The sequence below is a fragment of the Halomonas sp. FeN2 genome (assembly GCF_020595105.1).
Lineage (GTDB): Bacteria > Pseudomonadota > Gammaproteobacteria > Pseudomonadales > Halomonadaceae > Vreelandella > Vreelandella neptunia.
Window position 1 is genome coordinate 300,490 of record NZ_CP074200.1, and the last position, 24,334, is coordinate 324,823.

Annotated in this window: 25 protein-coding genes and 1 tRNA gene; 13 read left to right on the top strand and 13 right to left on the bottom strand. The window is 51.7% G+C overall.

Annotated elements, in window-relative coordinates; genetic code table 11:
- Nucleotides 1-109 precede the first annotated feature (109 nt).
- Nucleotides 110-676 carry a YIP1 family protein gene (locus KF947_RS01425; RefSeq protein WP_227405251.1) on the top strand — a complete coding sequence of 189 codons (567 nt, stop codon included), beginning with the start codon at nt 110-112 and terminating at the stop codon, nt 674-676.
- Between the two features lie 73 nt (nt 677-749).
- Here the strand turns inward: KF947_RS01425 and KF947_RS01430 are convergent, their stop codons facing one another.
- From KF947_RS01430 to KF947_RS01440, 3 genes are all read right to left on the bottom strand, one after another.
- Entirely contained in the window at nt 750-1,181 is a 432-nt protein-coding gene (locus KF947_RS01430) for a DUF488 domain-containing protein (RefSeq protein WP_319796386.1), read from the bottom strand.
- Nucleotides 1,182-1,466: 285 nt separating this feature from the next.
- Nucleotides 1,467-2,732: a PD-(D/E)XK nuclease family protein gene (locus KF947_RS01435; protein ID WP_227405252.1), complete on the bottom strand. Its 1,266-nt coding sequence runs from the start codon at nt 2,730-2,732 to the stop codon at nt 1,467-1,469.
- Between the two features lie 10 nt (nt 2,733-2,742).
- Nucleotides 2,743-3,474 carry an SIR2 family NAD-dependent protein deacylase gene (locus tag KF947_RS01440; protein ID WP_227405253.1) on the bottom strand — a complete coding sequence of 244 codons (732 nt, stop codon included), beginning with the start codon at nt 3,472-3,474 and terminating at the stop codon, nt 2,743-2,745.
- A 398-nt stretch (nt 3,475-3,872) separates the two neighbouring features.
- Between KF947_RS01440 and KF947_RS01445 the strand changes: the two genes are divergently transcribed.
- From KF947_RS01445 to KF947_RS01465, 5 genes are all read left to right on the top strand, one after another.
- A complete protein-coding gene (locus KF947_RS01445; protein ID WP_227405254.1) occupies nt 3,873-4,847 on the top strand; it encodes a PcfJ domain-containing protein in 975 nt (324 codons plus the stop codon).
- A gap of 81 nt (nt 4,848-4,928) precedes the next feature.
- The gene (locus KF947_RS01450) at nt 4,929-5,549 is read left to right on the top strand and encodes a DUF2201 family putative metallopeptidase (protein ID WP_227405255.1); all 621 of its coding nucleotides are present in this window, start codon (nt 4,929-4,931) and stop codon (nt 5,547-5,549) included.
- A gap of 40 nt (nt 5,550-5,589) precedes the next feature.
- Nucleotides 5,590-6,624 carry a helix-turn-helix transcriptional regulator gene (locus KF947_RS01455; protein ID WP_227405256.1) on the top strand — a complete coding sequence of 345 codons (1,035 nt, stop codon included), beginning with the start codon at nt 5,590-5,592 and terminating at the stop codon, nt 6,622-6,624.
- Between the two features lie 42 nt (nt 6,625-6,666).
- Complete coding sequence (locus KF947_RS01460; RefSeq protein ID WP_227405257.1) at nt 6,667-7,182, top strand: gamma-glutamylcyclotransferase family protein; 516 nt, start codon at nt 6,667-6,669, stop codon at nt 7,180-7,182.
- Nucleotides 7,182-7,685: an opioid growth factor receptor-related protein gene (locus KF947_RS01465; protein WP_133732417.1), complete on the top strand. Its 504-nt coding sequence runs from the start codon at nt 7,182-7,184 to the stop codon at nt 7,683-7,685. Before KF947_RS01460 ends, KF947_RS01465 begins: the two co-directional genes overlap by 1 nt.
- 161 nt (nt 7,686-7,846) lie before the next feature.
- On the opposite strand, the gene KF947_RS01470 is transcribed toward KF947_RS01465, so the two are convergent.
- The 4 genes from KF947_RS01470 to KF947_RS01485 all read right to left on the bottom strand — a co-directional run bounded on the left by KF947_RS01470 (nt 7,847) and on the right by KF947_RS01485 (nt 10,039).
- A tRNA-Pro gene (locus tag KF947_RS01470) sits at nt 7,847-7,923 on the bottom strand.
- Nucleotides 7,924-8,055: 132 nt separating this feature from the next.
- Complete coding sequence (locus tag KF947_RS01475; protein ID WP_227405258.1) at nt 8,056-8,877, bottom strand: inositol monophosphatase family protein; 822 nt, start codon at nt 8,875-8,877, stop codon at nt 8,056-8,058.
- Between the two features lie 94 nt (nt 8,878-8,971).
- A complete protein-coding gene (locus KF947_RS01480) occupies nt 8,972-9,406 on the bottom strand; it encodes an anti-virulence regulator CigR family protein (protein ID WP_227405259.1) in 435 nt (144 codons plus the stop codon).
- A gap of 108 nt (nt 9,407-9,514) precedes the next feature.
- Complete coding sequence (locus KF947_RS01485) at nt 9,515-10,039, bottom strand: pilin (RefSeq protein ID WP_287018540.1); 525 nt, start codon at nt 10,037-10,039, stop codon at nt 9,515-9,517.
- A 240-nt stretch (nt 10,040-10,279) separates the two neighbouring features.
- Between KF947_RS01485 and pilB the strand changes: the two genes are divergently transcribed.
- Genes pilB through KF947_RS01520 form a run of 6 tightly spaced genes read left to right on the top strand, consistent with a single transcriptional unit; the run spans nt 10,280 to nt 16,018 of the window.
- Complete coding sequence (pilB, locus tag KF947_RS01495) at nt 10,280-12,037, top strand: type IV-A pilus assembly ATPase PilB (RefSeq protein ID WP_227405260.1); 1,758 nt, start codon at nt 10,280-10,282, stop codon at nt 12,035-12,037.
- 3 nt (nt 12,038-12,040) lie between these two features.
- A complete protein-coding gene (locus tag KF947_RS01500) occupies nt 12,041-13,273 on the top strand; it encodes a type II secretion system F family protein (RefSeq protein WP_227405261.1) in 1,233 nt (410 codons plus the stop codon).
- 48 nt (nt 13,274-13,321) lie between these two features.
- Entirely contained in the window at nt 13,322-14,167 is an 846-nt protein-coding gene (locus KF947_RS01505) for a prepilin peptidase (RefSeq protein WP_223288146.1), read from the top strand.
- 53 nt (nt 14,168-14,220) lie between these two features.
- Complete coding sequence (gene coaE, locus KF947_RS01510; protein WP_133732410.1) at nt 14,221-14,823, top strand: dephospho-CoA kinase; 603 nt, start codon at nt 14,221-14,223, stop codon at nt 14,821-14,823.
- Nucleotides 14,824-14,857: 34 nt separating this feature from the next.
- Nucleotides 14,858-15,091 (top strand): DNA gyrase inhibitor YacG, encoded by a 234-nt coding sequence (yacG, locus tag KF947_RS01515; RefSeq protein WP_133732409.1) that lies wholly within the window; start codon nt 14,858-14,860, stop codon nt 15,089-15,091.
- A 39-nt stretch (nt 15,092-15,130) separates the two neighbouring features.
- The gene (locus KF947_RS01520) at nt 15,131-16,018 is read left to right on the top strand and encodes a DNA replication terminus site-binding protein (RefSeq protein WP_133732408.1); all 888 of its coding nucleotides are present in this window, start codon (nt 15,131-15,133) and stop codon (nt 16,016-16,018) included.
- A 23-nt stretch (nt 16,019-16,041) separates the two neighbouring features.
- Here the strand turns inward: KF947_RS01520 and KF947_RS01525 are convergent, their stop codons facing one another.
- The gene (locus KF947_RS01525) at nt 16,042-16,500 is read right to left on the bottom strand and encodes a hypothetical protein (RefSeq protein ID WP_319796387.1); all 459 of its coding nucleotides are present in this window, start codon (nt 16,498-16,500) and stop codon (nt 16,042-16,044) included.
- Nucleotides 16,501-16,776: 276 nt separating this feature from the next.
- Here KF947_RS01525 and KF947_RS01530 point away from each other — a divergent pair, with 276 nt between their 5' ends.
- Nucleotides 16,777-17,610, top strand: a complete 834-nt coding sequence (locus KF947_RS01530) for a helix-turn-helix transcriptional regulator (protein ID WP_227405262.1) — start codon at nt 16,777-16,779, stop codon at nt 17,608-17,610.
- A gap of 86 nt (nt 17,611-17,696) precedes the next feature.
- Here the strand turns inward: KF947_RS01530 and KF947_RS01535 are convergent, their stop codons facing one another.
- The 5 genes from KF947_RS01535 to pheA form a co-directional block, all read right to left on the bottom strand.
- Nucleotides 17,697-18,071: a histone-like nucleoid-structuring protein, MvaT/MvaU family gene (locus KF947_RS01535; protein ID WP_133732406.1), complete on the bottom strand. Its 375-nt coding sequence runs from the start codon at nt 18,069-18,071 to the stop codon at nt 17,697-17,699.
- Nucleotides 18,072-18,398: 327 nt separating this feature from the next.
- Nucleotides 18,399-20,078 (bottom strand): 30S ribosomal protein S1, encoded by a 1,680-nt coding sequence (rpsA, locus tag KF947_RS01540; RefSeq protein WP_008957327.1) that lies wholly within the window; start codon nt 20,076-20,078, stop codon nt 18,399-18,401.
- A gap of 183 nt (nt 20,079-20,261) precedes the next feature.
- Nucleotides 20,262-20,960: a (d)CMP kinase gene (cmk, locus tag KF947_RS01545; RefSeq protein WP_133732405.1), complete on the bottom strand. Its 699-nt coding sequence runs from the start codon at nt 20,958-20,960 to the stop codon at nt 20,262-20,264.
- Nucleotides 20,953-23,232 carry a bifunctional prephenate dehydrogenase/3-phosphoshikimate 1-carboxyvinyltransferase gene (locus KF947_RS01550; protein WP_227406260.1) on the bottom strand — a complete coding sequence of 760 codons (2,280 nt, stop codon included), beginning with the start codon at nt 23,230-23,232 and terminating at the stop codon, nt 20,953-20,955. The genes cmk and KF947_RS01550 overlap by 8 nt, the downstream gene beginning before the upstream one ends.
- Before the next feature lie 5 nt (nt 23,233-23,237).
- Nucleotides 23,238-24,329 carry a prephenate dehydratase gene (pheA, locus tag KF947_RS01555; protein ID WP_227405263.1) on the bottom strand — a complete coding sequence of 364 codons (1,092 nt, stop codon included), beginning with the start codon at nt 24,327-24,329 and terminating at the stop codon, nt 23,238-23,240.
- Nucleotides 24,330-24,334: the final 5 nt, after the last annotated feature.

A 24,334-nucleotide genomic window follows, 5' to 3' on the forward strand; every position in this document is an offset into this window, starting at 1 on the left:
CACATACTCGGCTATTGCTGACTCGCCAATTTAGAGCGCTTTAAAAAAATACAATATCACACCATGATACAAATAACCATTGAGATTACACCTGCAGGGGGGATCTGAAATGAGAGTACTCACTTTTCTCAAATTACCATTCAACCATCGTGAAGGCTGGAAAGAGCTACAGGCTTCCTCCCCCTCCATTCCTTTACTAGCGTGGCTGGTGGTTTTACCCATGTCGCTCTTGCCGCCAGTAATGCTCTATTATGCGGGCACCCATTACGGCGATGCATTTATGGCAGGCTTTGCTGACCGAGAGTGGCGTTTTATCACGACAATTGTTTTCCTAGCAGAGATATTGAGTTTTTTCGTTATTGGCTGGGTAATCTACGCTGTAGTCAATGGAACTGAAGAGCTATCTATCAGCTATCAAGATGCCTATTTACTTGCCACACTTGCACCACTACCGTTATTCGTCGCTTCATTGGCACTATTGGTACCCAGCTTACTTTTCAACGTAGTGGTTATACTTAGCGGGCTGGGCATCTCTTGCAGCTTGATTTACCACGGCTTACAAGCACTCTGTACCCATCAAGAATTTGATGTTGCTACGATCTCAGCCACTTACACAATCATGGCTGCCAGTGCTCTGGGGTGGGGTATTTTGTTTGCTGTTATCTGGGCTTATTAAGCCATGAATATTAGGCGCACTGGCACCAACCCATTCATCGTCAAGCCCAATGATGACGCGTGAAGCAAACGGTCTAACGTTGAGAAGTGGGTAATGTGTGCGCCAGGCAGGGCGATGAGCAAAATTCACGATCACTCGCGTCTTCCTTTTCGAGCGCTGATAGCACCAGCTCTTTGATTACTGGAAGGTGGGAATCTTCAATTTCACGAGCGGCGGTTAGTAGGGTAACTCGCCCCGCTCGTGCGAATCTCATTAAAGGCAGTAGCTTATCGTGGCATGCCTTCAGCTCACGCCTGTAGCGCTCAAGAAAGAGTGATTTACTGATTTTTTGCTGTCGATACTGACGGCATAATTGAGATGCAGGCGCTATCTCCGGGTACCACTCATTCAGCGCCAGTAAACTGGGAGACAACCCGCTAGGACATAACCGATCAACCAACACCCGAGTGCCGTCGTGATCCTCTATCGGCGCATATATACGCTTTAGCATGATTTCATACGACATCGTTTATATATCTCCGCCAGCGCGCACATGGCTTCAGCGAGTAAATCTATATAGGTATTAACATAGCAGCAAACTGAGCGAGGTTAATTAATAGCACAGCAGGTTGGGCGCATGCATCACCGTGCAACGGCGGCATCGCTTCCGTTGCGGTGGAGAACAACAATAAATTACCATCCGAAACTAGAGCTTTTTCACTTTTAAAATCAATCAGATCCCCCTATCCATGTCATAAGCATCACGTCAAAAAAGGTGTTTTGACGGCAGTGGAATTTCTAACATCAATATTCAGTATACATTAGCATCCACCTTAAGCCCTGATGACAAATGCCATAGGCGTAGCATCTCATCGGCCATAGCTTGAACGTAGCTTTTTAGTTGCGCGTCGTCTGTTAGGGTACGCAAAGATTGAATGGATGGGTTACGCAAATTTAAATCCTGGGGAATGTAGGCATAACCAGGCCATAGGTGATTCCGACTGGCCATTGCCCCCTCTTTGTCCAATAACTGACACAGCGGCTTATACTCTGTTGATTCGTTAGAGCATTTAATTCCTAGATAGATACTGTTTATTTCTGCTTCAGCAGCGATAAAAGCATTTTGCAGATGAGGCAGCTTATAATACAAGCCAACGGTCTCGCGATTGGGTGATCTACGCTTATAAGACTGCATAAATACTCGACACTGCTCTTGAACGTTGCCACACGTTGAATGCTGGCTATCCAGTTGCTGATCCATCTCAGCACTGATTCCGCTGATCGTCTCCCTGAGCTCTATCCAAATTTTCGCTTGTAAACGAATCAGCGCTTCATCAAACGCCAGACGAATGTCATGCGCTGCAAGCAGGTTGTCTCCCTCAAGCAAGGTGTCAGCCAACGTATCCAGGTGGTGGGTGTCCATGTCTTGTCCCGTTAACTGTGTGATCAGGTCGTGATACTGAACGATGCTTTCGCGTAAAGAAGGATGCAGTACGGATTTTTCTACGCATTTGGCCAACCAGGGCCGCAAGCACTCTGCGTAGGCGGCTGTTTGATAAGTGCCTGGCATATCGGAACTAGTACCAAGCTGCTCCAGGTGCCCTAAGCTGTGTGATGCTGGAGGGCGCCCGTCCAATGAAAGGAATACCACGTGCACCTCTTTGTAGCCTTGGGCACGCAGTGATTGATAATACGTGACCAACTGGTTTTCCTGATCAGCGGCAAATAGCTTGTTTTCGATCAGAATGGCTTGACGCTTGGTGTTGGTAACCAGAATATCAATTCGCTGCTGCTCGGTAACGACACGCACACCTTTTAAGGAGAAATCCGGGATGCGTACTTGGTCGATAAAACACTTAAGTAGCTCTACGCCTAACTCATGCGTTTGAGGGTTTAGCAAAGCGGCAATAAAACGCGAGTGTAAGCGAACTTCATCCGTTGGTTTATGCAATACGGTGAATACGTTAAAACGCGGAGTGCTCACATAGTGACGTTGAAGAAGTGCAGCCAAGTGCAGCAGGTCTTCAGCTTTTTTCGTTGAACTCATGCACAATGATCCTTGCTGTGGCAATATCATGACCACGCTCTCAGGCGCGACCCAGCCCATAGTCCCAGCGCTGCCCTTCAAGCCAGGCCGCTACAATATCCGGCACAATGCTATCCGCCTCTTTATGAATAATGCGATAGCTGTAGGGTCTATCCGCCACATCGACGTGAGGGTTTACGATCAGCTTTTCCGCCCTATATCTTCCCTTTTTGGGCAGCTGCGCTGCTGGGTCAACCTGCAGCGAAGTTCCGATTACCAGCACCTTGGCTGCCGTCTTAAAATGCCGACCAGCCTCTGAGTAATGCATAATCTGCTCACCAAACCAGACCACGTGTGGCCGTAATTCATGCCCATCAGGGCAAGTGTCACCTAAATGCTGTGGGCTGATGCCGATATCCGATACCAGCGCATGCTGACCGCAACATCTCACCTTTCTAAGCTCACCGTGCAAATGAATGACATTACGAGAACCTGCTCGCTCATGTAAGTCATCAACGTTTTGGGTAATTACGACAACTTCGTACTTTTGCTCAAGCCGTGCGATAGCAAGATGAGCCGGGGTAGGTTGTACGTTGCCAGCACACTCTCGGCGCCAGTTGTAATACTCTATCACTTCTTTCCGACGTCTATTCCAGGCATGGGGTGAAGCCAATTGCTCGTGCTGCCCAACCGACCTTAAATCGCTGTCACGAAACGCCTCTAGGCCACTACTGACACTAATACCGGCACCGGTAAACACAACGATTTTGTTTGGGTTTATAGCAGGTTTCATAGGGGCTCCTTACTGCAGCGGCTACTGCCAAGCATCGTTCTCAATCACTAGCCTAACCGCGCCATGCGACATTTAATGTCGTACAAACCCACTATTATTTGGTCGCCTAGCCCACACCTGGATGACGCTAACTAATGCCCCCTTTGCAAACCAAATCACTTACAGCAAACTTCGCTACCTGGATAGCCCGCTTTGCCCGACACATTTGGGCCAGTGAGCCTTCACCTGCAGATAACAGCGTCTCGCTCGATTTATCCTCTGTCGTCGGCTATCAAATGGTTGTGCGGCTTCTCCCCTGGCAGACGGACGCACCATTTTCTTGGATCAGTGAGGCAGAGGGCGCACACTTAGCGACGGGTACGTTTTTGGAGCCCCCGGGCATTAGCTGGGAGGTGCTTATGGCTACCCATGGTGAGGTACTAACGCAGGGTATGCCCGACGCACTAATTGAGGTTATTAATGCGGTGCCTTTTTTAGGCGTGGAAATAGCACAGGTTACGGGCCGGCTAGACGCTGCCCTCGACATGGCAGTGTCATCGCCACTACTGCTAATACTGCTGGTAGAAAAGGGGGCACAAGAAAGGTGGTCAGCGGACACCTTCGCGGCATTACTTCACCACAAGCAATCAACGCTATGTGCAGTTGCAGGTTTACCCGCAACGCGATCAAGTGCCAAGCTGCTGCGTCGCTGCCAGCTTGGCCCGGTGATTCGGCGCGAACTCTTTCCGCTTAAAAGGGCGTTAAATAATCCCGATAACAGCGAGTTTTTGCGTCATCAACCTTATGTTCACGCCAGGCACCTTATCTTTTTAGCCAATTATGAGGGCGCGCGTTGGCCGGGATTGCTTACGCTTATTAACGAGGCGCTACGCCCTGCTCCCCATTACCGTGGTAGTGCTTGGCTTAAAGCGATGCTGGTGGATACCCAACGCATGTTAGCTACAAGGACTGAAGCCCTTTACCCCGTTTCCTCATTGGCGGCCTTTCAGGCCCTGCATGACCAGTTAGTGAATGTTTTTAATGCCCACGCAACCGCGGACAATCTTCAAAGTAGCGCCACTGAACTGCACCAACACCATGGCCCCTACCCTACGCCGCCCTTGCCTAATACAACGTCAATCGCCGCCATTACCTCTTGGCAGGATTTACTCTTGGAGGGAGAGCGCATGCGGCACTGCGTAGGCAGTTACAGCAGCGCCGTCGCCAACGGACAAGTCGCTATCTATCACCTACAGCAACCTGAGCCAGTAACCGTTGCCATCACGCCCCAAGGCCAGCGTTGGAAGCTAAGCGAGGCACGCGGGGTACGTAACGCGCCCCCATCACCGGAAGCACATTACTTCATTAACGTTTGGTTAACAGAGCAGTCATAGGTATACCTCGTATTTATGCGACCTACGTTGTCGCACCTCTAACGTAGCTTATGACACCTCACCCTTGAGGAAAGGCATGCTATGGATACGTTGGTACGTTCATCTTCAGCAACGGCGGATGCACAGCAAGAGTTGGCGAAGTGGCAGGCGGATCGCGCCTATTGGGCAGAAACACTGCCTGTTATGGAGTTGCTCAGCGAATTTTTAATTTTAACCCCTGTTTTGCAGGAGCAAATAGCCACGGCGAGTACGGATGGCCGGCATCTCTATTTTTGTCCCTGTTATAGCGCCACTCTCTCCGATGAATCTCGGCGCTTTTTACATGCCCACCTAATTTGGCATTGCGTGGCAGGCCATTTAACCGCTCCTCTAGTAGCTAACCGGCATCGTTGGCACCTTGCGTGTGACCATGAAGTCAACGCCCTGCTGTTGGCTCTCGGCTTACCCCTGCCTTTGAATGCACTGCTATTTCCCGTATGCGTTGGCCGCGGCGCTTTGGAGGTGTATCGATGGCTTGAAGGACACCCAAACACGTCAATTGAAATGCCTCTCGACATTCACCCTGCCGCACTATGGGGGCACCTCCCCCACGCCACCCCAAACCAGCGCATGACTGGACTTTGGCGACGCCGAGCTCATTTGATTGCTCGGGAACCCGATGCGCTGCCCGAGAGAGTCGCTAAGTTTTGTGAGGCACGATAAACTTACTGCTTTCATTCCTATAGCCAGGATTAGCGTCACTATGTCTGATACGCGCGATACACTTTTTCGCTACTTGACGCTTCTGCAACTCATTCCCCGTTATCCTAAGAAAATGTCGACTCCTATCTTGAAAGAAAAACTCGCTGAACGCGGGTTTAATATTGATACTAGGTCGTTACAGCGGGATTTGAGCCAAAAACTCTCGACGCAGTTTCCCATCGGGTGTGATGATAGTCAGAAGCCCTATCAGTGGTATTTCGATCGCGACTTTCAGTGTCAGCTGCCCGCACTGGATGTGCCGAGCGCGCTGACGCTGGTACTTGCCGAAGAGTATTTAAAAGGATTACTGCCCCCTGTGGTCGTTGGGCAATTATCGCCGCACTTTACGGATGCGAGGCGGTTGCTGGATGAGATGAATTCCAACGGCTTGAGCCAATGGGCTCGGAAAGTTCGTGCCATCCCCAATGGCAAAGCGCTTATCCCCGCGTCACTTAATGAAATGACGTGGCAAATCGTCTCTCAAGCCCTGCTAGAGCAAAAACCGGTGGATGTCGTGTACTTGTCACGCACGTCCAAAACGAAAAAGCACTTCACCCTTCATCCTCAAGGGCTAGTCAGCCGACACAGCGTGACCTATTTACTTGCGACAGTGGACGACTATGACGATATTCGTCAGTTCGCCATGCACCGCATTGAAACAGCCGCTCTAAGTAAAGCGACCTGGCGACCTTTGCAAGGATTTGACTTAGACAATTACATAGCGGGTGGAGCGTTCGGCTATTTGCAAGGCCAAGCCCCCGTCACACTTGTCGCCCATGTAGCGCCACAAGTTGCGTGGCTACTCAGTGAGACCCCACTGTCTGAAACTCAGCGGCTGACACCACTGTCCGACAGCAACTGGCAACAACTAGAAGCCGAGGTGCCCGATGACCAACAAACGCTGTGGTGGCTGATGGCCATGGGCGCCAATATCAACGTACGGGCTCCTGCGGCGTGGCGAGAAACGCTAAAAGCGAATGCAGAGCAGGTACTCGCGCATTACCAAAGCACACTGGTCGCGCAAGAAACCTATTAAAGTCTTGTTCATGGAAGCCAACATATTGAAAAGGAGATAACGGTGCTCTGTTTTGCTTATGGCTCGAATATGTCTACCCAGCGCTTAGCTGCAAGGATCCCAGCGCGCTTTGTGACCACCGCCCTTCTGCCCGCGTATCGCCTAGCCTTTCATCAGCAAGGCGGTGACGGCTCTGGCAAATGCGATATTGTAACGGCATCTGAGCAGTCGGCTGTCTACGGCGTCGTCTGGGAAGTGGCTTCGCACCATAAGGTGACGCTGGATCGTTATGAAGGGCTCAACGCTGCTTACGATGAAACCTGGCTGACGGTGACCGACCTGGTTGGTGACGGGCAGCTTGAAGTACAGGCGTATGTTGGCAAGCTCACCGCTACTGGCATGCAGCCCTATACATGGTACAAGCACCATGTGTTAGCAGGCGCACGAGAACACGGATTACCCACAGCTTATGTCCGTGCATTAGAACAAATTGATGCCCAAATTGACCCAGACACCGAACGCCACGCACGCGAAATGGTGCTACATGGACTCGATGAACCGTTAGTGCGGGGAGCATAATGGGCAATGATGAGCGTTTAATCGCATTTTACCGCGGGGAAGGCCACGATCATAAAGGTCGTCGACTCGAAGACATCTGGGAACTCCCCTCTTTCTGGCTGGAACACACCCACGACTATATTCAGTGGCTGTTTCCTATTCCTGAAATGGGCCGCTTTAACGCCTTTGCTCCTCTGCTCACACTCGATGTGCAAGCGGTGTTTGCGAAAGATGCGTTATTACGCCAACACCAGCAGCGCTCGCTGGACGTGATGCTGGACTTTTTTGGACTGGAACGCGAAGACCACACCATCACAGCACAGCCCGACCTCTCGATCCAAACGCACATTTGGTTGAAAGCGGGTGGCCATAATCATCTGCGCATTACGCGTATGATCCGTTCGTTAGCGTTGTGCCATGCGCCAGAGCTTGCTCGGGCTTTTCAGCAAGCCGTCATAGATATTGGTACTCAGCAGGGCATAGTGTCAGAAACGTCGGTGCAGTTTTGGCGAGATGCGATTTAAGCAGCGTCAACTGAACGATATCGTTGGAGGCATCAAGACGGGATCCGTCTAGAGTAGTTCTGATTAACGCGATGAGCGCAGCTTACCAGAGGCCTCCTGAAACTCTCACAAACAAAAACGGCCACTGTAGCAATTAGCTAAGTGACCGTTTTATATATTCTTGGTCGGAGCGACAGGATTCGAACCTGCGACCTTTGCAACCCCATTGCAACGCGCTACCAAGCTGCGCCACGCTCCGCTGTCTTTATTGGCCGCTACATCTTTGCCTCAAGACGGTGCGTATACTAGCGGTTTCTTGGATAAATGAAAAGCCCTTATAGCGCTTTCTTTTCAAGTATTTGTCACACACCGCTATAAATCTCATCAGCCTTTATGGCTTGCGTTGATCAGCCTCGAGCAACAGATAGGCCATGGCGTCATATACACCCGGGGCCGTTACGATTAAATGGTCTGGATAAAGGTCTTCTGGTACCGCTGGGGGCACAGGGTATAAGTGCCCTACTCGCGCGCCAGCTTCCCGAGCAATAACCCAGCCTGCAACAAAATCCCAGGGCGAAACACTTTCGTAGTACGCATCCAGGCGACCGCAGGCTACATCGCATAAATCGAGCGCTGCTGCGCCATTACGACGTACGTCTTGGCACTCAAACAGCACAGCTTCCAAGCGCTTCAAAAGTTGCTTACGCTCCTCTTTACGATAGGGAAAACCTGTCCCCACCAAGGTGTGAGCCAGTGAGTCTGCACTACTAGGCTGTATGGGTTTGCCGTTACAAAAAGCACCAGCACCTTCGGCAGCGCTAAAGGTCTCGCCTAAAAACGGTGCATGCACAACGCCCACTTTGGCGACGCCCTTTTCCATCCAGCCGATGGAAACCGCTACGTGGCGCAGTCCCTGGGCAAAATTCACCGTGCCATCAATCGGATCCACCACCCACAGCTTTGGCGCCGCTTCATGCAAAGCGCTTTCTGGGGCGAGCTCTTCACTCAGCCGCGCTTCACCTGGAAAGTGCTCCTCCAGGCGCTGACTAATAAGCTTGTCAACGGCCACATCTACATCGGTGACCAGCTCATTGTCTTTTTTTAAGCGCTGGGCAAAGTCCTGCTGCTCCCGCGCCTTAATGATCATCTGCCCGGCTTCTTCGGCAATAGCGATAGTAATTTCAAGACGTGCGGCTAGCGTGTGGTCGCTCATTGAATCTCCCTTTTGAACGCGATGAGGCTGTGAGCCTCTACCATAAGCCGCCGAGATGTAATTTTCGAGTCAAACCGACTTTCGCTTGCAACAGCTAGCGTAATACGTCCACCAGCACATCCACCACGATGCGCGTGGCGGCTTCAATTAGCACCACATCGGCACCAACACGCTCCCACTCATAGCCTGGGTAATGCGGCAATTGAGATGCTAACTGGCCGTCAAAACGCTTGGCGATACCCGGGGGTAAGGGTTTGCCACGCTCAAGGTTACGCTGAATACCTGGCGGCAACGATTCGGCTCGCGGTGCGTCATGCCGACGCAACAGTTGGCGTAGCTCACGTTCATTAATGCGTGGTAAATCAACCCGCTCATCACGGGAGTAACTAGGGCGGTTAGATTCATGCTGCTGGTGCTGGCCCTTATCACGGGCACCGTGGGCCGGCGCATGATCAGGCTGGGCAAAGGCAGTGCTATTGAGTAGCAGCGCGCCAAGCGCACTCATAGCAATCAGTTTGATGGGCTTCACTGTAAGCTCCTCGCTTAAGGTCAGAGCTTACAGTGTAGCGATCAAATGAGTAGGGATTATGGAAATCAAAAAAGGGCCCGAAGGCCCTTTTGAAAAATAAGTAAAGAGTTAAGGACGGCAAGCTGAAGGAAGATAAGTATTGTCGATGGGAGGAGTACTGCTACTACTACAACGCCATCCAGTAATTTGCCCACCGTTTGTGGAAGCAGTTGCTACTGCGTCATTAGTAGTCCCACTGCTAATTAGTGGCTGAATTATCATTGAAGAACCGCTATGAACACCATTATCAAATGTAACTGTGAACCCACCGCTCGCTTGTCCATTGAGGGTCACATTACTGATGTACTGACCACCAATTTGACCTGCTGTATTGGAGATGTAAGAAGGGGTTCCATTTACAGTTTGATAGCCTACGAAGTTTCCATTCTCAGAAAAATATAAACCGATATCAGCTCTCAAACCTGCTGTAGCAGTAAAAGCCTCTGCAGCTTGCGCACGGCCCACGTAATTCTGATATTGGGGTATGGCAATAGAAGCCAACACACCAATAATCGCCACGACGATCATCAGCTCAATCAACGTGAAACCGCCTTGCTTGGTGCTCGGTGCATTAGGTTGTGCAGCATTCTGCATGAAGGCATCTCCGGTGGGGGTAGGGTCAGCCTTTTTAAGGATCTGAAATCCTTAAAAAGAATTAGAAATAATAGTGGTTACACTAGCTTACGCAGCCTTTTTTTACAATACGCTGTATTAAAGCTATCGGCTCAGTTGCATGCTACTTTAGTGACTTAACAGCATTAGCCATTTAATGCCTATAAACGCTAGTTTATGGTACAAGTAACACGCCTACACTGATTTAAAACAGGTTTTTTGATGAACCAGCCCCCCTTCGAGTCGACTTTAAGCCACGCCGCTGCGCGTGGTGGCTTGCGCGGTATCGCCCAGCGCTTGGTTAAGCACGGCTTGCTGACAGACGCTCAAGCCGCCACGGCGGAAAGCACCGCGTCGGACTTGGAAATATCGTTACTTCAGCATGTAATAGAAAGCGGCCTGGTCGAACCTAACAAAGCCACACTGGCAGCTGGCTGGGAGTATGGGCTTCCAGTCATAAACCTGGAGGCAGTGCGGCTCTCGTCACTACCCCCCGCTTCGGACTATCCCATCAAAGTACTGCAGAGCCTTAACGTTCTGCCATTAGCGCGTCACGGCCATCGCCTGACTGTCGCAGTGCCTTACCCCGCCACTTTGACGCAACTAGATGAATTGCAGTTTGCGACCGGCCTTAGCGTTGAAGGCATCCTCGCTCCCGTTGATCAAATCACGGTCGCGCTCAACAGTTACCTTGCGCAAAACGAGCGTGGCATGCTTGATCAGTTGGATGAGCTGGATGATGCGGTTAATTCGCTGAGCGTAGTGCAAAATAACGATGGTAACGAAGTTCCGCTGGAAGAATCTTCTCAAAATAGTGAAGACGCGCCCATTGTTAAGTTTGTGAATAAAATTCTGTTAGACGCGATTCGCAGAGGCGCCTCTGATATCCATTTTGAGCCCTACGAAACGCTTTACCGGGTACGCTTTCGCGTTGATGGAATGCTCATAGAAGTGGCACGACCGCCCTTTGCCATGCGCAACCGTATCGCGGCACGACTGAAAATCATGGCCCGCCTGGATATCTCGGAACGTCGCTTACCCCAAGATGGCTCGATCAAGCTCAAGCTTTCCCGCACACGCTCCCTCGATTTCCGGGTTAACTCATTGCCTACCGTCTATGGGGAAAAGTTGGTGCTGCGGATATTAGACCCTACCGCAGTGCAGCTAGGTATTGAGCAACTGGGCTTTACCGACGACCAACGGGGCCATTATGAGCACGCATTAAAACAACCCCAAGGTATGATTCTGGTCACCGGCCCTACCGGCAGTGGTAAAACCGTTTCGCTGTATACCGGCATTAATATTCTTAATAAAGTGGAACGTAATATCTGCACCGCCGAAGACCCGGTTGAGATCAAAGTTGCGGGTATCAATCAGGTGAACGTATTACCTAAGATCGGCCTCGATTTTGCCAGTGCGCTAAGGGCGTTTCTACGCCAAGACCCGGACGTCGTCATGGTAGGCGAGATTCGTGACCTGGAAACCGCCGAAATTGCCGTTAAAGCTGCCCAAACAGGCCACTTGGTACTCTCCACGGTGCATACCAACTCGGCGGCTGAAACACTGACTCGCCTAGCGAATATGGGCGTCTCGTCGTTTAACATCGCCAGCGCCGTTAGTTTGATTATTGCTCAGCGCCTGGCTCGCAAACTATGCACACACTGCAAAGAGCCCATTGATATTCCCCACGAGGCGCTGCGCAAAGAAGGCTTTAGCAGCGAAGAAATCCATCAGGCAACTATCTACAAACCGGTAGGTTGCAAGCACTGTACCCACGGGTATAAAGGTCGAATTGGCATTTATGAGGTAGTGCCGATTACCGAAGCGATGCGTCAACTGATTATGCGTGATGCCAACGCCTTAGATATTGATCAACAGGTGCGCAAGGAGGGCTATCCAAGCCTTCACCGCAGTGGATTACTGAAAGTCATGCAGGGCATTACCAGCCTGGAAGAGATTAACCGTGTGAGCAAGGAGTAAGGCATGGCTAAAACGGCACGTCGACGCCAAACGCCCGCCATCAAGCTAGCGCGCTGGAAATGGAGCGGTAAAGGCCCCCAGGATAGAACGCTAAGCGGAGAAATGATTGGCCGCAGTAAAGCAGAAGTAGCCGCTGAGCTGACCAAGCAAAACATCGTTATCGGCCGGATTAGTAAAAAAGGCAACCTAGGCGGCAGCGGCCGAATTAATCCCAACGACATCATGGTCTTTGCACGCCAAATGGCCACCATGATTCGCGCCGGTATTCCCTTGCTACAGGCACTTCAGGTGGTGGCCGAGAGCCTCAAAAAGCCTGCCATGGTTGCCTTGATTCAACATCTGATGAGTGATGTATCGTCGGGCTCCAGCTTCTCTGATGCATTGAGCCGTCACCCCAAACACTTTGATCGGCTGTTTGTTAACCTGGTCAGCGCTGGCGAGCAGTCAGGTGCGCTGGATCAAATGCTCGATCGTATTGCGACTTACAAAGAGAAGGTTGAGTCGCTAAAGGCGCGGGTTAAGAAAGCACTCTGGTACCCCACCGCCGTCATGACGATTGGCATTGCGGTGACCATGTTGCTGTTGATTAAAGTGGTGCCTGAATTTGAAAGCATGTTCCAGAGCTTTGGTGCAGAGCTTCCCGCACTGACCCAGTTGACCGTGAATTTATCCGAGCTTGCCCAGCGGTATTGGCTAGCGGCGCTCGGCGTGGTGATTGCTGCCGTCCTACTACTCAGAATAAGCATTCAGCGCTCGCCTAATGTCGCCTACCGCATGCACGCTTTGCTGCTTCGGTTACCGGTCATTGGCGATATTATGCATAAATCCGCCATCGCCCGCTTTTCGCGTACCTTAGCGACTACCTTTGCCTCCGGCGTACCGCTCGTTGAAGGCCTAGATACCGCCGCGGGTGCCACCGGCAATAAAGTGTACGAACGGGCGGTGGTACAAACGCGCCAGGACGTAGCCACCGGGCAACAGCTACACTTCGCCATGCGAATGACCAACCGTTTCCCCCCCTTGGCGATTCAAATGGTCAGTATCGGTGAAGAGGCGGGGTCGCTGGATGCCATGCTCAATCGCGTCGCCGATTACTACGAAGAAGAAGTCGACAATAAGGTCGATGCCCTCACCTCGCTGATGGAGCCGGTTATTATTGTCGTACTTGGCGTGCTCGTCGGCGGTGTGGTTGTCTCTATGTACTTACCCATCTTCGACTTGGGCTCTGCCCTCTAATCGTCAAATGCTTAAACAACGCTAATTTCAAGAAGCCTAAGGAGCTCCATGCATCACCCTCCGTTTACTCTGTGGTTAATCGTTTTATTGATGGGACTATGCCTGGGCAGTTTTCTCAATGTGGTGATTACGCGTCTGCCGGTGATGCTGATGCGTGGCTGGCGTAATGAAGCCCGCGAAGCACTTGAGCTTAGCGCCGAGCACTCACCGCGCTTTAACTTAGCCACACCCGGCTCCATGTGCCCACGCTGTGAAGCCCCTATTGCATGGCACGACAACCTTCCGCTGATCGGCTGGATAAAGCGCCGTGGACGCTGTGCTGTGTGCCAAACGCCTATTAGCATTCAATACCCACTGGTAGAAATAGCCGGTGGCTTGCTGGCCATAGCAGTGCTAGCGCTCCACGGTCTTACGGTAGAGTCAATCTTCGTTTACGGTGCCTGCCTAATGCTGTTAGTGCTCGCCGTGATCGACTTTCGCACCCAGCTACTACCCGACGTCATCACCCTACCCTTGCTGTGGGCAGGGTTACTCTTTCAGCTCCTCTTCCAGCCACTTATGCTGCCGAGTGCCGTTATCGGCGCCATGGTAGGCTACCTTTCTCTGTGGAGCTTCTATTGGCTATTCAAACTGGTCACAGGCAAAGAGGGGATGGGCTATGGTGACTTTAAGCTTCTAGCAGCGCTAGGCGCCTGGCTGGGGTGGAGTTTTTTACCGCTGATTTTGATACTTTCCGCAGGGCTTGGGGCCATTGTTGGGCTAGTTGTCCAGGCCTACTCGCCTCGCCTTCGTGGCACACCGCTACCCTTTGGCCCTTTTCTCGCTCTCGCTGGCTGGGTGGGGTTGCTAGTCGGTGATGAAATAATGGCAATGTATCTCAACCTGCTTATGTAAAATTGAGCCATGCGAAACGTGGCCCTATAAACTTTAGCTATATGAGGCAGCAGATGATTATCGGATTAACGGGTGGCATCGGGTCAGGTAAATCGACCGTCGCTCGCGCTTTTGAAGCACTCGGCGCCGCCTGGGTCGATGCCGATGATGTTGCCAGGGAAATAGTCTTACCTAAGGAGCCGGCACTGCTAGCCATTCAAAGTCGCTTCGGTGATCAGGTCATGCACCAGGATGGCACGCTTAACCGCGCCGCCCTACGCGAGATTGTTTTTAATGATCCAGAACAACGCCAGTGGCTAGAATCTATCACACACCCCAAAATAAGGGAGCGGCTAGTGCAGCATTTAGAGCGGTTCAAAGCTCAGGGAGCGCCTTACGTGCTGCTTGTGTCACCGCTACTGTTTGAGACGGGTCAAGATGCGCTCGTGAACCGCACAGTGGTTGTCGATGTGCCCCAAGCGCTACAATTATCGAGAACCCTACAGCGTGATGGGGTGAGTGAAAGCCAGGTGCGTGCTATTCTCGCCGCCCAACTTTCCCGCGAACAACGGCTAGCCAAAGCAGATGACGTGATCGATAACAGCGGTGACCACGCCAGTATGAAGGAACAAGTGGCACGGCTGGATGAACGCTACCGTCAACAGCTTAGCTACTGAAATACCGCGCTTGTTAATGCAACTGGAGTTTTTTATGGCTCGCCCTGCAAACGATTCCCCGCTAGAAGTTAATTGCCCGCAGTGCGCCAAGAGCGTGCCCTGGTTACCAGAAAGCACTTACCGCCCTTTCTGCAGTAAGCGTTGCCAACTATTAGATTTGGGTGCCTGGGCCGATGAGTCACATCGCATATCGGGTGAATCCGCTATGGATGAAGCCGATATAGAAACCTTACTGGCGCAAGCCGACAAAGATGCACCACTGACCTAGTTTTTACGAAAACTGACCTAACGAGCACTAATACTAACTATGGCCGAGATAAACGCTAACCCCTCATCGCCTTCGGCCTATCATCTGCTGCTTCAATTGGAGCAGCAGTTTGATCAGTTACTCGCAACAATTGAAACCGCCGCTTCACTATACGAACAGCAGCTACCGGCAACGTGGGTCTTCCATCAAACAACGCCGTATCCTGACTGGTTGCGTAAAGCCCTGTTCGATATGTGGCATGAGCAGGATCAAGATGGTCGTGAGACGCGCAACTATATTGCCGTAGTGGCCGCGAATGATGAGCTGTTAACGGCGATAGGCGCTGTCAATCAAGCCAAAGCCAATTTTAGTGACCTACTACAGCATATTAAACAGGCATTCCCACAAGCACTTAGCGATGCAAAAAGCCGCTTGCCACAACGCCACCCTCACGTTGATGAAGTGTTACGCCGTAATGGGCTTGCCCGTTTACATCTTAAACAGAGCTGGCGACAGCTACCTATCGCACAAGCGCCTGTCTCACGCGTTAGATTTGCTTGGTACAGTAGCGGCCGCTCGATTAAACGCCTGTCAGTGCAAGAAGCTGAACATAAGCTTTTGCAGCTTGATACTGATGCGCCGCATATTCGTATTCAGCTACGCAAGCTATCCGGTATCCCAAGCGGCGAAGTGCTTGCCCAGGTACAAACTCAGGCCCCGCTGATGCGGGCAAACCTGTTTTTTACCGAACCCCTCGACGATGGACATACGCGGCGGGCGCTGAATGCCGCTATGCCTATTTTTGTGCCTGACAATAACCAGCGACTGCCCCACATTAACTTGCCGACGCCACAGCCTCCCACTACCCGCACACGGGCAAGGAGACGCGATGAGAAACTAGAGCAGGATGTATTTCTACCCAGTTTGAGGGTTTATCGTTACCGTTAGCGTAAGAGCGCCTGCAGAGTCTTCTACGATGTTTTAGAGGCGCTAGCTACAGGCACTACATCCTGCTGCCATACCCCATAGCCAAGCAATACTTCGATCAGCTCGGCCAGATCGTCATGCCCCACACCATACTCGCGCAGCAAAGCTTCAAAGCGCTGTTTAAAAATACGCTCCTGCTCTTGTTGTTGCTCCTTCTGCTGGGTCTCTACATCTTCCTGTTCCAATGCCGCAAGCGAACGTACCGGCGGACCTGTCGGTATATCAAAATCACTTTCTGGATCATCTAATTGGCGTAAAGCCTGCGCAAAGGCATCGTCTAACTCACGAAACTTACGCAGCTTCTCACGCTCATCTATCGGCTTTTGAACCTTTTGATATTTCATCGATGTTTCATTTACACCTTGCTTGAAATGGTCGAAATGATTGCCAACATAGCTTTTTTTGGCAAAAACTGTGCACAAACGCGTAAAGATAACGAGCAAACTTGCCTTTGCTACCCAGTTGCCAGCATAAAGGCATCATTAACAAGTATATGAGGGTAACAAGCACATTTATCAAACACGGCACAGTCAGCGACAACTCATTAAATCGATGCTTCGCATCAACATTACCTACAAGTAGCCTGAATAGAGATTCAACTCTCATCCGTAGGCTGAAATTTTTCTCTTCAGCTAGGTTACCAACACTAACGCACTGGGAGAGTGCACTACAGGCGAGATAAGCACGACCTGTACGATTCACGCATGAGAGGCCAGATAATGTTCAACGCGATGACACGAGCTGAGATCTGGCTGCAGGATACACTCGATAAGCCACTCGGTATCGAAGACCTTGCTAATCACATAGGGTATTCGTCTTCTCAAGTTCGGCGCCAATTTCGCCAAAGCTTCCACATTTCACCTAGCGCCTATCGTGAAAAAAGGCGGCTCGAGCGCGCGGCGGTGTTGCTTGCGCTTACTCCTCTCAATATAGCGCAAATTGCGAAACGCTGCGGGTACTATAACCACTCATCTTTTTCACGGGCATTCCAACGGCGCTATCAGTTCAGCCCGCGCAATTTCCGGCTAACGCTGAAAACCGCTTTTCAGCCTCCGATGCTACAGCATGGCTTTAACACCCGCATCGAAAAAACCGCTGATCGCCAAATGCTCCTGATGCGCCTATACAAAGCTCCTGAACATATTAAGGGGCTAGGGGACGCCAGCCATCACAATGTTCAACTAGCGTGCTTACAGGGGCGGCTGCGGCTATCAACGACCATCATCGCGCTGCCCGACATACTCGCAAATAGGGTTAATGCACTTAATAGTGATTTTTTTCACTCTAACCGAACCGACATTGGTCTATACCTAGCGGATACGGACAATGCCAAAGACATTGCGTTACCTGTTCGCTACCGTCGTGTCGATATTCCTACCCATTACTACGCGAGTACAAGCTTTGACAGTTTAGCTGATCTTTATGAAGCCTTGACGCATACCATCATGTATCTGCTTCATAGGAAGGATTCTTGCCACGTTAGCGGCCATCCTCCGCAGGTACTATGGAAAGCGAACCATTTAGAACTCCGCATCCCATTAATAGATTATTAGCGGTATAACGACACTGAGGTATAGCTGAGAACATATGATAATAAAAAACCGGCATTTCTGTACAGAAATGCCGGTTGTTAGATAGCTTAGTCTTCCATGCGTTCCAACCAGGACTCGACGGTTTCATCACCGTACTGGTCTTTCCAGCTACGCAGGCCTTTATGGTTGCCACCGCGAGTTTCGATTACTTCCCCTGTTTTGGGGTTCTTGTAAATCTTCAGGCGGCGCTTACGACGGGCATTGCCACTCGCCGTGGTTTTAGTACCACGCTGGTCAGCAGCAGGATCTAATAAGGCAATAACATCGCCCGGACGCTTGCCAAACTCAGTCATTAGCGCTTCAAGTTTGGCCTTAAATTCCAACTCACTTTTGAGGCGCTGATCGCCTTCTAAGCGCTGCAAGTCTTCTTGAAGCTGCTTTAGCTGCTGTTCTTTTTGGATATATTCGTTAAGTAATGACATCGGGGTTCCTTTAATAGCGTATCCAACTGAATGGGGCTCAATTGAATGGGATCTAACTTAGGTGCTGATTGACAACCTTGGCACCCACTAGTTCAGAATGCAGGGACATTATTCCTGTAAAAAGAGTAACTGACAACAGTCTAGTTGATTTTCACTCAATTACTAATCGTTTTTTAAAACTCAATTGCTGCTTAAAAAGTTTAAATCTAATAACCCCTGACGACTATGCAAACCCTCCTGCTGAGTAATTACAATCGCTCAACCACTACAAACAAAAGCGCCGCCCATAAGGGCGGCGCTTTTTACGAACCAGCAACTAATCGATAATTAGTCTTGGCCCATCTGCTGCTTGATCAAGTCACCGATGGTGGTCGGGCCACCCGCTGTTTCCGGCTCTTGCTCACGCATCTTCTTCAAGTTCTGACGCGTATCGTCTTGGTCTTTCGCTTTTACCGACAGGTTAATCTGACGGCTCTTACGATCAACACTTACGATACGAGCTTCTACACTGTCGCCTTCATTCAGCACATTGCGCGCGTCTTCTACGCGGTCAGCACTGATTTCAGAGGCCTTCAGCACAGCAATAACGTCAGTCGCCAATTCAACTTGAGCTTCTTTAGCATCAACTTCAATGACGCGACCCGTTACGATGCTGCCCTTATCGTTGACTGAGAGGTACTCAGCAACGGGGTCAGAATCCATCTGCTTGATGCCCAGCGAGATGCGCTCACGCTCAGGATCAATAGACAGGATAACGGCTTCAGCTTCATCGCCTTTCTTAAAGCTGCGTACGGCTTCTTCGCCAGTATCAGTCCAAGAAATATCAGACAAGTGAACCAGACCGTCGATACCGCCTTCTAGGCCGATAAAGATACCGAAGTCAGTAATTGACTTGATGGTACCGGAAACACGGTCACCCTTGTTGTAGTCAGTGTTGAAGGTTTCCCACGGGTTAGCAGTGCACTGCTTGATACCCAGAGAAATACGACGACGCTCTTCGTCGATATCCAACACCATGACGTCAACATCATCGCCCACTTGAACGACTTTAGACGGATGGATGTTTTTGTTAGTCCAGTCCATTTCAGAAACGTGAACCAGGCCTTCAACACCCTCTTCCAGCTCGGCAAAGCAGCCGTAGTCAGTCAGGTTAGTGACGACCGCGTGCACTTTCATGCCTTCCGGATAACGCTCTTTAATGTTGACCCACGGATCTTCGCCCAACTGCTTCAGACCCAGTGAAACGCGGTTACGCTCACGGTCAAACTTAAGAACCTTGACGTTGATCTCATCGCCAACGGCAACGATCTCGGACGGATGCTTAATACGCTTCCACGCCATGTCTGTAATGTGCAGCAGGCCGTCAACACCACCCAGGTCTACGAAAGCGCCGTAGTCTGTCAGGTTCTTAACGATACCCTTGATCTGCTGACCTTCTTGCAGAGTTGCCAGCAGCGCTTCGCGCTCGGCACTGTTCTCTGCTTCCAGAACCGCACGACGTGATACCACAACGTTGTTGCGCTTCGGATCGAGCTTGATGACTTTAAAGTCCAGCTCTTTGTTTTCCAGGTGCGCAGTATCGCGAACTGGACGAACGTCAACCAACGAGCCCGGCAAGAAGGCACGGATAGAGTCAACTTCAACAGTGAAGCCGCCTTTAACCTTACCGTTAATAACGCCCTTAATGATTTCGTCTTTCTCGAAGGCTGCTTCAAGAATCTTCCAAGCTTCTGCACGCTTGGCTTTTTCACGAGACAGACGCGTTTCACCGAAACCATCTTCTACGGCTTCAAGTGCAACGTGCACGTCGTCACCGATAGCGATGTTCAGATTACCGTGTTCATCGCGGAATTGTGACGCAGGGATCTGACCTTCAGATTTCAGACCAGCGTTGACAGTAACCCAGTCACCGTCAATGTCGACAACCTGGGCCGCGACAATAGCGCCTGGCTCCATGTTGATGTCGTTAAGAGACTGTTCAAACAGCTCAGCAAAGCTTTCGCTCATGGTGTTCCTACGTAATTACGTTGTTGAGGCATAAATGCCTTCTCCGCACCACCAGCAAGTGCGGGCCTAATGTCACTCAGCCTTTGGAGGTGTTAACGCTGGTTAGACCTGACCGGGCTCACCGATGTGAGTTTAGTGCCCTGCCACGTCGTGACACCTATCCAAAAACGCCGCAAGGGAGAATCACACGCCGCTTACCAGCCCTCTTTGGGCGAGCAGTTCGGTCAGTCGATCAACCACTTCCGGTATGCTCAGGCGCGTGGTATCAAGCGTAATGGCATCATCTGCCGGCTTGAGAGGAGCCACACTACGCTGCGTGTCGCGTGCATCGCGTGCCTGAATCTCCTTTAAAAGACTCGAAAGACTAGCATTCACCCCGGCTTCCTGCAACTGTAGATGACGGCGACGTGCCCGTTCATCGGCACTGGCGGTTAAAAAAATCTTCAGCGCCGCGTCAGGAAACACCACGGTACCCATGTCACGGCCATCCGCCACCAAGCCTGGAGCCTGGCAAAAATCGCGCTGGCGTTGTAGCAGGGCTTGGCGCACCGCAGGCAGGGCCGCCACTTGGGAAGCGCGCTCGCCGGCCTGTTCGGTGCGAATCACCTGGCCAACATCTTCACCTTCAAGCAGCGTACGTGGCTGCCCCTCTTCAACAGGAAACGCCACATCCAGCTGTTCTGCCAAACGTGCCAGACCCAACTCATCGTCAACGGCCACGTTGTGCTTAACCGCCGCTTGAGCCGTCAACCGATAAAGCGCGCCGCTATCGAGAAGATGCCAACCTAGGCGTTCTGCCACCAAACCACTAATGGTGCCTTTACCTGCACCGCCAGGGCCATCAATGGTGAGAACGGGAGCAGCGGCAACACGATCATTCATGCGCGCCCTCCACGCTAACGCCCATGCCAATGCGCGTGGCTAATTCAACAAAATCAGGGAAAGAGGTCGCCACATTGGCGCAGTCTTCAATCACAATTTCGGCACTTGCGCGTAGCGATGAAATCGCAAACGCCATGGCAATACGGTGATCGCCCAGGCTATCGACACGTCCACCGCCGTAGCTCGCTTTTTGCCCATCGCCATTGCCGACAATATCAATGCCGTCTTCTACGACGGTGTGCTGCACACCTAAAACAGCCAAGCCATCGGCCATGGCCTGAATGCGGTCAGACTCTTTGACGCGTAACTCTTCAGCGCCTCTAAGACGAGTCACACCTTCAGCATTAGCAGCGGCAATAAACAGTGCGGGGAATTCATCAATCGCTAAAGGCACTTGTTCTTCTGGGATATCAATTCCTTTTAACGGCGCGTAGCGAATACGAATATCGGCCACCGGCTCGCCGCCCACTTCGCGCTCATTCTCTAGCGCTAAATTCGCCCCCATCAAAGTAAGAATATTAATCACACCAATGCGGGTGGGGTTAATACCTACGTGTTCAAGAGTAATATCAGCGCCTGGGGTAATCGCTGCTGCCACCAAGAAGAAGGTGGCGGATGAGATATCCGAAGGCACATCAATGGGGCCTGCGGTGAGTTTACCGCCCCCTTTGAGCCAGCAGGTATCACCTTCACGGGAAACTGCGTAGCCAAAACCATTGAGCATACGCTCGGTGTGGTCGCGGGTTGGTGCAGGTTCGCGCACCCGAGTTTCGCCTTCGGCGTACAGCCCCGCCAGCAACAGGCAAGATTTCACCTGGGCACTGGCCATGGGCATATCGTAATGGATGCCTTTAAGCTTGGCGCCACCACGAATCTTCAACGGCGGACGCCCGCCCTCAGCGGTATCAATGGTGGCGCCCATCAATCGCAGCGGGTCAGCCACACGCCCCATAGGCCGCTTGGTCAGTGACTCATCGCCGGTCAGCTCGCTGTCAAACGCTTGGCCTGCCAGCAGTCCTGAAAACAGCCGCATGGCGGTGCCCGAGTTACCAACATAGAGCGGGCCTGCAGGGGCTTTTAAGCCATGCATACCTACACCGTGAATCGTCACGCGCCCCTGGTGCGGCCCTTCAATCGCCACCCCCATTTCACGAAACGCCTGCAGGGTAGCTAGACTATCTTCACCTTCCAGAAAGCCTTTTACTTCAGTGACACCCTCAGCCAGCGCGCCTAGCATAATGGAGCGGTGCGACATGGATTTGTCGCCAGGTACGCGTAAACGCCCCTGGGCTTGACCGCCCGGCTGCACACGGTAGGTAACCTTACCTTGTGGTTGCATATGATATTCCGCCTGATAACTGGTTTTGTTCAATAAAGAGTCGAAATAGTGCCGGGCGTGGCTTGCCCGATCAAAGGTGGCAATCAGCGCATCGCTGTCACCGGCTTCTACCGCATGACGCAATCGAGAGAGCCCCGCTTCAAAATCATCCAGCGACGCTAAAACCGCCTGCTTATTGGCGATAAAAATATCGCGCCACATCACCGGGTCGCTTCCCGCAATACGGGTAAAATCGCGAAAACCGCCCGCTGCGTAACGAAAAATATCTAGCCGTTCATCCTGACGGGCCAGCGTATCCACCAGTGAAAAAGCCAGCAGGTGGGGCAAATGGCTGGTACGCGCCAACACCTGGTCATGGCGTTCTACGTCCATTTCCAGCACTTCGGCGCCGCAGGCTTCCCATAAGCAGCGCACGCGCTGCAAATCGTCACGATCTACGTTCGGCTCAGGTGTCAGAATAACCTTGTGGTCTACATAGAGACGCGGATTCGCCGCTGCCACACCGCTTTTTTCTGAACCGGCAATAGGATGCCCCAAGACCATATTGGTAGGCACCTGGCCAAATACCCGTTGAGCACAGGCACGAATAGTCGCCTTGGTACTACCCACATCGGTAATCACAACGTCAGCCGATGCGTTAGGCAGTACCTCAGCCAAGCTCGCCATCACGCTCTCCATGGCGAGCACCGGCACCGCTAGCACCACCATGGTGGCATCATTTACTTGCTCATCAAGGTGGGTACCGCCTGAGTCGATAAGCCCCATCTCAATACCACGAGCAATCTCACTATCATCAGGATCACAGGCAACAATCTGCCCCTGGAAACCTGAAACGCGAAGTGCTGCCGCTAGCGAACCACCAATTAATCCCAAGCCAACAATCAATAGACGCGATTCATGACAGCCTGATGTTTTAACACTGTCTTCGACCATTAATGTCACAGCACGCCTATGGGGTAGGAACCCAGCACACGTAGTTCCGCCGCCCGCAGCTGTACCTCTTCAAGCACTGCCGCGACCTTGGGCTCATCACGATGGCCCTTAAAGTCGATAAAAAAGACGTAGTTCCACACACCGGTACGCGAAGGACGCGTTTCAAGGCGCGTTAAATCAATTTGATGACGATGGAAAGGCTCCAGCAACGCATGCAGCGTCCCCGGCTGGTTGCGCATGGCAACCACAATAGAGGTTTTATCCTCTCCCGCCATGGGCACATCCTGGTTACCAATAATCAAAAACCGCGTGGAGTTATCCGGGCTGTCTTCAATTTTTTCGGCGATATAGTCAAGGTCATAAAGCTTGGCCGCCATATCACCTGCAATCGCCGCACTATGCCACTCGGTTTTGACTAACTTGGCCGCTTCCGCATTGGAGGAGACCGGTACGCGCTCTGCATGCGGAAAATGCGCATCTAACCATTTACGGCACTGGGCAAATGACTGCGGATGGGAATAAATACGCGAGACTTTATCCCGGCGGGTCGTTTCACTGACCAACAAATGGTGGTGAATACGCAGCACTACCTCGCCACAAATTTTGATTGAGGAGTCCATAAAGGTATCAAGGGTATGATTGACCACCCCTTCGGTGGAGTTTTCCACCGGCACGACGCCGTAATGCACGGCGCCCGCCTCTACTTCACGAAATACCTCATCAATGGCTGCCATGGGCAAACTAACGGCACTTTCACCGAAGTGTTTAAGCGCCGCCTGCTGCGTAAAGGTGCCTTCAGGGCCTAAATAGGCAACTTTAACCGGCTGTTCAAGCGCCAAACACGCCGACATGATTTCACGGAACAAGCGCGCCATCTCTTCTGAATCGAGCGGCCCCTTATTCAACGCCATAATGCGCCGCAGCACCTGGGCCTCTCGCTCAGGGCGATAAAACACCGCATCTTTATCTTCGGCCAACTTGACGTGGGCCACCTGCTGGGCGCAACTGGCGCGCTCACTGATCAGATTGAGAATATCGCTATCGAGCTGATCGATACGCTGGCGCAGCTCATCCAGGTTGATCGACGTGTCGGACATGGTGG

Excerpts from the sequence above, each read along its gene's own strand:
- KF947_RS01465 (WP_133732417.1), top strand. The coding sequence starts at position 7,182 with ATGGGCAATGATGAGCGTTTAATCGCATTTTACCGCGGGGAAGGCCAC.
- KF947_RS01500 (WP_227405261.1), top strand. The coding sequence starts at position 12,041 with ATGGCTAAAACGGCACGTCGACGCCAAACGCCCGCCATCAAGCTAGCG.
- pheA (WP_227405263.1), bottom strand. The coding sequence starts at position 24,329 with ATGTCCGACACGTCGATCAACCTGGATGAGCTGCGCCAGCGTATCGAT.
- KF947_RS01550 (WP_227406260.1), bottom strand. The coding sequence starts at position 23,232 with ATGGTCGAAGACAGTGTTAAAACATCAGGCTGTCATGAATCGCGTCTA.
- KF947_RS01425 (WP_227405251.1), top strand. The coding sequence starts at position 110 with ATGAGAGTACTCACTTTTCTCAAATTACCATTCAACCATCGTGAAGGC.
- KF947_RS01440 (WP_227405253.1), bottom strand. The coding sequence starts at position 3,474 with ATGAAACCTGCTATAAACCCAAACAAAATCGTTGTGTTTACCGGTGCC.
- KF947_RS01530 (WP_227405262.1), top strand. The coding sequence starts at position 16,777 with ATGTTCAACGCGATGACACGAGCTGAGATCTGGCTGCAGGATACACTC.
- KF947_RS01505 (WP_223288146.1), top strand. The coding sequence starts at position 13,322 with ATGCATCACCCTCCGTTTACTCTGTGGTTAATCGTTTTATTGATGGGA.
- KF947_RS01485 (WP_287018540.1), bottom strand. The coding sequence starts at position 10,039 with ATGCAGAATGCTGCACAACCTAATGCACCGAGCACCAAGCAAGGCGGT.
- KF947_RS01535 (WP_133732406.1), bottom strand. The coding sequence starts at position 18,071 with ATGTCATTACTTAACGAATATATCCAAAAAGAACAGCAGCTAAAGCAG.
- KF947_RS01520 (WP_133732408.1), top strand. The coding sequence starts at position 15,131 with ATGGCCGAGATAAACGCTAACCCCTCATCGCCTTCGGCCTATCATCTG.
- pilB (WP_227405260.1), top strand. The coding sequence starts at position 10,280 with ATGAACCAGCCCCCCTTCGAGTCGACTTTAAGCCACGCCGCTGCGCGT.
- KF947_RS01455 (WP_227405256.1), top strand. The coding sequence starts at position 5,590 with ATGTCTGATACGCGCGATACACTTTTTCGCTACTTGACGCTTCTGCAA.
- cmk (WP_133732405.1), bottom strand. The coding sequence starts at position 20,960 with ATGAATGATCGTGTTGCCGCTGCTCCCGTTCTCACCATTGATGGCCCT.
- KF947_RS01450 (WP_227405255.1), top strand. The coding sequence starts at position 4,929 with ATGGATACGTTGGTACGTTCATCTTCAGCAACGGCGGATGCACAGCAA.
- coaE (WP_133732410.1), top strand. The coding sequence starts at position 14,221 with ATGATTATCGGATTAACGGGTGGCATCGGGTCAGGTAAATCGACCGTC.
- KF947_RS01445 (WP_227405254.1), top strand. The coding sequence starts at position 3,873 with ATGGCTACCCATGGTGAGGTACTAACGCAGGGTATGCCCGACGCACTA.
- rpsA (WP_008957327.1), bottom strand. The coding sequence starts at position 20,078 with ATGAGCGAAAGCTTTGCTGAGCTGTTTGAACAGTCTCTTAACGACATC.
- KF947_RS01435 (WP_227405252.1), bottom strand. The coding sequence starts at position 2,732 with ATGATATTGCCACAGCAAGGATCATTGTGCATGAGTTCAACGAAAAAA.
- yacG (WP_133732409.1), top strand. The coding sequence starts at position 14,858 with ATGGCTCGCCCTGCAAACGATTCCCCGCTAGAAGTTAATTGCCCGCAG.
- KF947_RS01475 (WP_227405258.1), bottom strand. The coding sequence starts at position 8,877 with ATGAGCGACCACACGCTAGCCGCACGTCTTGAAATTACTATCGCTATT.
- KF947_RS01430 (WP_319796386.1), bottom strand. The coding sequence starts at position 1,181 with ATGTCGTATGAAATCATGCTAAAGCGTATATATGCGCCGATAGAGGAT.